This window comes from Thermosulfuriphilus sp. (assembly GCF_054026695.1).
The window spans coordinates 40,351-46,935 of record NZ_JBPMLP010000032.1 but is presented as its reverse complement, the minus strand read 5'-3'; the positions used below and the strand labels follow the sequence as shown (position 1 = coordinate 46,935).

At 53.7% G+C, this 6,585-nt stretch carries 7 protein-coding genes and 1 riboswitch; of the genes, 2 read left to right on the top strand and 5 right to left on the bottom strand.

The features are described 5' to 3' along the window. Nucleotides 1-217 precede the first annotated feature (217 nt). Genes ACXJJX_RS05065 through ACXJJX_RS05045 form a run of 5 tightly spaced genes read right to left on the bottom strand, consistent with a single transcriptional unit; the run spans nucleotide 218 to nucleotide 4,585 of the window. Nucleotides 218-985 (bottom strand): ABC transporter ATP-binding protein, encoded by a 768-nt coding sequence (locus ACXJJX_RS05065; RefSeq protein ID WP_456432806.1) that lies wholly within the window; start codon nucleotides 983-985, stop codon nucleotides 218-220. Then, nucleotides 982-2,049: a FecCD family ABC transporter permease gene (locus ACXJJX_RS05060; protein ID WP_456432804.1), complete on the bottom strand. Its 1,068-nt coding sequence runs from the start codon at nucleotides 2,047-2,049 to the stop codon at nucleotides 982-984. The genes ACXJJX_RS05065 and ACXJJX_RS05060 overlap by 4 nt, the downstream gene beginning before the upstream one ends. Next, nucleotides 2,028-2,936 carry an ABC transporter substrate-binding protein gene (locus ACXJJX_RS05055; RefSeq protein WP_456432802.1) on the bottom strand — a complete coding sequence of 303 codons (909 nt, stop codon included), beginning with the start codon at nucleotides 2,934-2,936 and terminating at the stop codon, nucleotides 2,028-2,030. The genes ACXJJX_RS05060 and ACXJJX_RS05055 overlap by 22 nt, the downstream gene beginning before the upstream one ends. Further along, nucleotides 2,933-3,643 carry a precorrin-2 C(20)-methyltransferase gene (gene cobI, locus ACXJJX_RS05050; protein ID WP_456432800.1) on the bottom strand — a complete coding sequence of 237 codons (711 nt, stop codon included), beginning with the start codon at nucleotides 3,641-3,643 and terminating at the stop codon, nucleotides 2,933-2,935. Before cobI ends, ACXJJX_RS05055 begins: the two co-directional genes overlap by 4 nt. Nucleotides 3,644-3,652: 9 nt before the next feature. Beyond that, nucleotides 3,653-4,585, bottom strand: coding sequence for a sirohydrochlorin cobaltochelatase (locus ACXJJX_RS05045; RefSeq protein ID WP_456432798.1), 933 nt, complete (start codon nucleotides 4,583-4,585; stop codon nucleotides 3,653-3,655). A gap of 103 nt (nucleotides 4,586-4,688) precedes the next feature. Further along, a riboswitch (cobalamin riboswitch) is annotated at nucleotides 4,689-4,883 on the bottom strand. Nucleotides 4,884-5,015: 132 nt separating this feature from the next. On the opposite strand from ACXJJX_RS05045, the gene ACXJJX_RS05040 reads away from it, so the two are divergent. Together ACXJJX_RS05040 and ACXJJX_RS05035 are read left to right on the top strand one after the other, a co-directional pair. Then, the gene (locus ACXJJX_RS05040) at nucleotides 5,016-6,053 is read left to right on the top strand and encodes a TPM domain-containing protein (RefSeq protein ID WP_456432796.1); all 1,038 of its coding nucleotides are present in this window, start codon (nucleotides 5,016-5,018) and stop codon (nucleotides 6,051-6,053) included. Nucleotides 6,054-6,143: 90 nt separating this feature from the next. Then, nucleotides 6,144-6,572 (top strand): RrF2 family transcriptional regulator, encoded by a 429-nt coding sequence (locus tag ACXJJX_RS05035; protein WP_456432794.1) that lies wholly within the window; start codon nucleotides 6,144-6,146, stop codon nucleotides 6,570-6,572. The last annotated feature ends 13 nt before the right edge of the window (nucleotides 6,573-6,585 follow it).

Sequence of the window (6,585 nt, the reverse complement as noted above, 5' to 3'; positions counted from 1 at the left end):
CCAGGTGAGGCCGGTGGCCTGATCGAGGACGAGGCCTTCCTTGGTAATAAAGCGTGGTTTGGGCCATGGGGCTCCGGAGCGGACCTCGCCGTCTTGGCCGGATCCGTGACAGGGTATCTGGCGGCCCATTTCGTCGTAGCAGTGGATCTGTCCAGTCTGTAGGAAAACCATGACTCTTAACAAGAGAGCTTAGATGACTGCTCCCAGAAATCAATCCCTAACTGGGAAGAGGGATAATCAGAGGCCGCTTTGATCCAGGAAGACAGAGGACTTTAAAGTCTATTTCAAAGGTAAGCTTGAGGGTTTTGGCATTCAGAACTTCCTCTGGGGGGCCCTGGGCAATGATCTTTCCTCTTTTCAGAAGAACGACCTGATCACTGTAGACAGAGGCGGCATTTAAATCATGGAGAGCGCAGACGATAGTCTTCCCCTCTTCCCGGATGCGTCGGAGATGGGTAAAAAGGGCCTGGGTCTGGGAAGGATCGAGATGGGCGGCTGGTTCATCAAGAAGGATGATCTCGGCCTCTTGGGCCAGGGCCCGGGCCACGAAGACCCGCTGTCTTTCTCCCCCAGAGACTGCGGTAATGGGGCGGGAAGCTAGGTGAAGGACATTGGTTGTGGCCAGGGCCTGAAGGGCGACCTCCAGATCTTTCTGATAGCTACTTTTGTGTGGATAGCGGCCGAAGATGACCATCTCCAGACAAGAGAAAGGGTAGAGGACCTCTTGACCTTGGCGGACAAGGGCAATATGGCGGGCCCGCTGTCTGGGAGAAAACTCGGAGATGTCCCGCCCGCTGAGCCGGATCCTTCCGTTCAGGGGTGGTAGAAGACCAGCGGCAGACTGAATAATGGTTGTCTTTCCGGCCCCATTGGGGCCGATGAGGCTTGTCCACTGCCCAGGGGCAAAAGAGAGGTCAAGGTCCTCAATCACCTTTTCTCCCCGGTAGCCTAAGGTCGCTTTTTCAAATGTCAGGGTCGCCCTCATGACCAGGACTCAAGTTCCTTGCGTCTTCGATAAAGTAGCCAAGCAAAAAATGGCCCTCCAAGCAGAGAGGTGATCACTCCCACAGGGAGTTCTTCCCCGGTAGGAAGGATAATCCTAGCTAAGACGTCGGCCAGAATCATCAATCCGGCCCCCAGGACAAGGCAGATAACCAGAAGGCTGCGGTGGCTCGGCCCTATAGCCAAACGAACGAGGTGGGGGACGACCAGGCCTACAAAACCGATGACCCCGGAGACGGCCACGGTGGCCGCAGCCGCCAGACAGCAGACAAGGAGCAACCAAAAACGAACCACCTTTACGTGGACACCGAGGTGTTCGGCCTCTGTGTCTCCCAGACTCAAAAGATCAAGCTCTCGATGCCAAAAGAATGATAGAAAAAGGGCCGGTAACACATAGGGGATGAGGAAGAGAAGGTGGCCTTCTCCCCGGCCGGAAAAGCTCCCCAAGAGCCAGAAGACGATGGAAGACAGGGTCTCATCAGCCAGGCTTTTAAGAAGGCTGATGAGGGCCGAGAGAAAGGAGGAGACAACCATCCCGGCGAGGATAAGGACTGCAGGTCTGAAGGTGCCCATCTCTCCCCGGGCCAGACCCATAACTAAGACCAGGGTCAGGGAGGCCCCAGCCATGGCCGACAGGGGCACGAAGGTCAGCCCTAGGAAGGTGGGGAGCGAAAGACCAGCGTAAAGGGTCAAGGTGGCTCCAAAGGCTGCCCCCGTGGAGATACCCAGGGTAAATGGTTCGGCAAGGGGGTTTCGCAAAAGGGCTTGGAAAACGGCCCCGCTGACAGCCAGGGTAGCCCCTACCAGACCAGAAAGCCCCAAACGGACAAGCCTTATCTCCAGAATATCCCGAAGAAGAGGATCTGAAGAGGGGTGAAAAAAGAGGCTTGAGAGGAGCTCTGCTGGGGGGGCTGGATATCGTCCCCAGAATAATGAGGCCAAGACTGCGGCCAGTAAAAAGAGATTGGCCGCCAAAAAAAATATCAGAAAATGAAACCTTTTTTGCTTGAGTTCCTCTAAGGGGATCATGGAGTTGGAGAGAAGCATTCTGGATGGAGGATCCGAGCGAGTTCCTCCAGGGCCTCTACGATCCTTGGCCCGGGGCGGGAGAAGATAAATTCATCAACTCTATAGACTCGCCCCTCCCTTACCGCCCGTAGGCGGGAAAAATAGGGCCTTTTTTCTATCTGGCCAGGATTACGATTCATTGGGCCCTTTTGAACTATATAGATATCGGGATCAAGGGCCAGGATGAGTTCGATATCTGTTCGGAGAAACTTCTTAGGGGCTTTGATAACGTTTTCTCCTCCGGCTCGGCGAATGAGGTCACTGACAATGTGTTTGCCTCCGGCAGCCAGAAGAGTAGGGTAGGAGACCTCAAAGAAGACCCGCGGTCGGCTTTTGGTTTTGGAGACCCGGGTCTCTAAGGCCTCGATTCTTCCCTTCATCTCAGAGATGAGCTTTAAGGCCTCTTTGTGGCGACCAAGAAGTTGGCCGACCCTCTCAATTGTGTTCAAGACACCGGGGATATCACGGGGATTAAAGACGGCCACGGCAATGCCTCTTCTCTCCAGGGCAGCCACTGCCCGCTGTCCTCCCCTGGCTATAGAGGCCTGGAGGACGAGGTCTGGTTTTAAGGCCAGGATGAGCTCTATGTTAGGGTTTAGGTGGGTGCCGATGCGGGTCTTGGACTTGACCTCTGGAGGCCAGTTTTCGTGGGCGGTTACCCCTAAAAGGCGCTCTCCAGCCTTGAGAGCAAAGACGATCTCGGTCATGGCCCCGTAGAGGGAGACGATTCGCTGGGCCGGGGACTTAAGAACGATCATCTTTCCCCGGTCATCCACTACGCTGATCTCTGGCCAGGCCTCGGCAAAAGGGCCAAGGACCATTGCTAAAAAAATTAGACTGAACCAAATATGTCCCAGGGGACTCATCTTTTGCCTCCCACAAGGATAAGGGTAAAGTAGGGAGGGTGTTTCCCTCGCAGTTCTTCGGCCTTTTCATAGATTTTTTCTTCTGGCAATCCGCAGGCCGTAATGGCTACGGCCTCACAGAGGCGACCTATCTCTTCCAGGGCCTCAAGGATATCTTCAGTTTTCCGGTACACTTTATAAAGTACTAGGGAGTTAGCCAGCTTTCCCATCTCCCTTATGGTCTGGCCACCGGTGGCCCCTGAGGCGAGGAGTAGGGACTGGTCGGCCTCGACCAAGGTCAGGCGAAGTCTGGCGGCGGCTGCCTGGAAGGCCGAGATCCCGGGGATAAATTCGCAATCAATTTGGGGAAGCAGTTGCCTTATCCGCCGGTAGAGATAACCGAAGGTGGAATAAAGGCTTGGATCTCCTAGGGTCAGGAAGGCTGTGTCCTGGCCTTGACGGAGATAATAGGCCACTTTCTGGGCGTTTTTTCTCCAGGCCTCTTCAAGAAGCTTTGGGTCTTTGGTCATGGGAAAATCCAGTCTTTCGACTATAGTTTTTTCAGGTATATGGGCCCTGACGATGTTTAAGGCCGCCGAATAAGAGTTACGGGTGGAGGCGGCCACAAAGATATGGTCCACCGCCTTTAAGACCTCAACGGCTCTTAAGGTCAGGAGCTTGGGGTCTCCCGGGCCAACCCCCACCCCGTAGAGTTTTCCTAGTTTCACTAGGCCTCCCTAGTAAAGGTCCATTATTTTGAGGGCCCGTTTGAGATTCTTGATGAAAAGGTCGTTGATTTCATCGTAGAATCCCAGGCCCCGATAATATTTTTTACCTTGGTAGGAGACAGTCACACAATCGGCCTTCTTGCCAGCGGCTTCAACTATCTCACGCCAAGAGAGCTCCCCTTCCTCAAGCTCCTCTCCCATGATGTCGTTCATGATGTGGTCTCCGGCCACATACATAAAAGGAATAAACCGAACCCGGCCGGCTGGATACCTCTTGGCCCGTTCAAGGATGCTGGCGGCATCAGGGACCCCTTCTACGGTACCGACGGCTACATTAGGATATTTTTCTTCTAGCATCCACTGAAGCCCCAGATAGACGATATTAGCCGGATCGGCTGCTGTAGGGGTACCGTGGGCCACCAAAATATTAAATCCCTCCTTTGGGGGAAGGAATTCTTTCTTCAGGGCCTCCAGGACCTCATGGATATACTCCCAGCGATAAAGAAGGGGTTCACCGACGACGATCCTTAAGCCCGGAAAACGGGCACAGATCTCCACTACATCGCGATACTCATATCCGGGAAAGATATGGAGGGGCTGAACGACCACCTTCCGGTATCCTTCGGCCTCAAGTCTGGCCAGGGCCTCCTGAAGGCTCGGCAGATAGCGCTCTATGCCCTTTTGGGCGTAGATCCGATTCATCTTCTCTCGGATAATCTCCGAGGTGAAGGCCCAGCGGATCTCATATCCGGGCAAGGCCTCTTTGAGCTTTTGGCTGAAATGGTCAAAGGTCACCTGGGCTCGGGTAGAGGTCCCAAAGGCAGCAATGACGATGGCCGGGCGCTTCTTGAGGTGTTGGGTCTTAAGTTGATAGCCATTTACCTGGACGGCTAAAAAACCTCCCAACAGTAAACAAAACAAAAATAAGATGATCATGCGCATAGGGCTCCTCCCTTTGTTTTGATTTTTGGGGAGAAGCTTCGAGGCGGGTCAGAAGAGGCCTAGCGACCGGTCTTCTAGGACGGGACAGGAAGCCTCGAAGCCCCGTTCCCTGTGGGCCCTGGTCGGTCTCCCGGCTTCCGGATCAATCTACTGACTGCGCCTTCCCGGGGGCCCTCGGCGCCCCAGTGGCCTGTCGCCTGGAGGACTCCAGGCCTAGCAGCGTTCGTCCCCGGTCACGGTTGCGGGCCAGCGCCGGTCTTCCACCGGACTTCCCGTAACCAGGGCCCAGGATTTCTGGACAATTAGCACGTCGCTTTGGTCCTGTCCAGGCTAGAGGAAGGTCTTTTAAGATTCAAAAACCTTGTTAAATGGCCGACCTAGAAAATCTAAGGGGTAAATATTTGGGCAACCAGCCTAAAGGAAGGTGGAGATGGGTAAGGTTCGGATCTTGGTTTTGATTTTCTCCTTAGCTTGGGTCTTTGGAAGCTGTGGGCAGAAAGAGCCTTCCTGGGATCCGGTGGCTGATCAGGCTGGTATCTTGGACCCGGACCAGAGAAAGAAAATTGCTACCCTGACGGCAGCCCTTTTAAAGGATCTTGATATTGAGCTCAAGACGGTCATCCTTGGAAAGCGGGCCCAGGATATCGATCTTCTGGCCAATGAGATCTTTGAACAAGAGGCCTTGGGGAGGAAGACAAAAGGGGCCCGGGGGATCCTCCTCTTGGTGGATCCAGAGGGGGGAGAGGTCAGGCTGGAGATCGGCTACGATCTTGAGCCCTTTCTCACCGATATTTTTATTGGCTATATAGAAAGGAAACAGATGGCTCCCTTTTTCGCCGCTGGCCGGATAGGGGCTGGTATAGAGGCCACGGTGGAGCTTATCGCTGGAGAGCTTCTGCGGGCCATGGAAAAAGCAAACTATGAGCCCCTAAAAGGACCTGGGAGGGAACTTACTTATCTTTCTGGGGGGGCCGGGGCCAAGGCCAAGGTCAAAATCGGTTCTTTTGGTCCACAAAAAGAGACTCTCGCTTTCAGGTCAGAATTTGGTCCCCAACCTAACCCGCTTGCGGCCCTAGAGAAGTACAAGCAGGTGCTTCGCCTCCACATAAAAGATCCGGACCTTGGCCTCTATACCGAGGACAGCCGTCGATTTTTCCGAAGTTGGGTGGTCACAGATGCCCAGCAGGACAACTCCTTGAGATCTCTCCTTAAGGCCCCGAGGCCAGAGGTCTTTGTCCGGGGAGACCGGGCTGTAATCCGCTTTCCAGTGTCCAGAAGGGACCTTCCGCCCTACTTCCTTCGCCGGGGCGATGGAGGGTGGATGCTTGACTTTGCCAGCATGAACCGTTTCATCCGCTTCAACCATCTCAATCAGTGGTACTTCCAAAGCCTTGACCATCCCTATATTTTTGCCTTTAAAGATCTTATCTTTGATGAAAACGGTTTTCCTCATCCTGCTCGTCATTAAGTAAAAATTTTTTTAAAACGAAAAAAACTCTTGACAAGAAAAAAATAAAAAGGTATTTAAGTTCCTAAATTCTCACAGTGAGGCCCTGAGATGAACAGTATCTTCAAGATTTCCGAAGCGGCTTCCTTGGCCCTCCATGCTATGGCCTATCTAGCAGCCCGGGAGGGTCAGGCCTTCAGAGTCAAGGAGATTGCCTCCTGTCTTGGGGTCTCAGAGTCCCACTTGGCCAAGGTGCTTCAGCGTTTGGGGCGCCGGGCCCTGGTGAGATCGACCCGAGGGCCTAAAGGGGGTTTTACGCTTGGCCGCCCCTCAGAGGAGATCAGTCTCCTTGAGATCTATGAGGCCATAGAAGGGCCCCTTGAGCCTAGTGATTGCCTTTTTGAGACCCCGATCTGTGATGGTCTCGAATGCATATGGGGCGGGCTAATCAAAGAAATAACCCAGGTGGCCAGGGATCACTTGGCCCGAACTAGACTTTCAGAGGTCAAGAAGGTCTTTAGAAAAAAGGCTTCTCAATAAAAAAAACAAAGAG

What these genes read in the sequence shown, in the direction of transcription:
- ACXJJX_RS05035 (WP_456432794.1), top strand. Translation starts at nt 6,144, where the DNA reads ATGAACAGTATCTTCAAGATTTCCGAAGCGGCTTCCTTGGCCCTCCAT.
- ACXJJX_RS05055 (WP_456432802.1), bottom strand. Translation starts at nt 2,936, where the DNA reads ATGAGTCCCCTGGGACATATTTGGTTCAGTCTAATTTTTTTAGCAATG.
- ACXJJX_RS05045 (WP_456432798.1), bottom strand. Translation starts at nt 4,585, where the DNA reads ATGCGCATGATCATCTTATTTTTGTTTTGTTTACTGTTGGGAGGTTTT.
- ACXJJX_RS05065 (WP_456432806.1), bottom strand. Translation starts at nt 985, where the DNA reads ATGAGGGCGACCCTGACATTTGAAAAAGCGACCTTAGGCTACCGGGGA.
- ACXJJX_RS05040 (WP_456432796.1), top strand. Translation starts at nt 5,016, where the DNA reads ATGGGTAAGGTTCGGATCTTGGTTTTGATTTTCTCCTTAGCTTGGGTC.
- ACXJJX_RS05060 (WP_456432804.1), bottom strand. Translation starts at nt 2,049, where the DNA reads ATGCTTCTCTCCAACTCCATGATCCCCTTAGAGGAACTCAAGCAAAAA.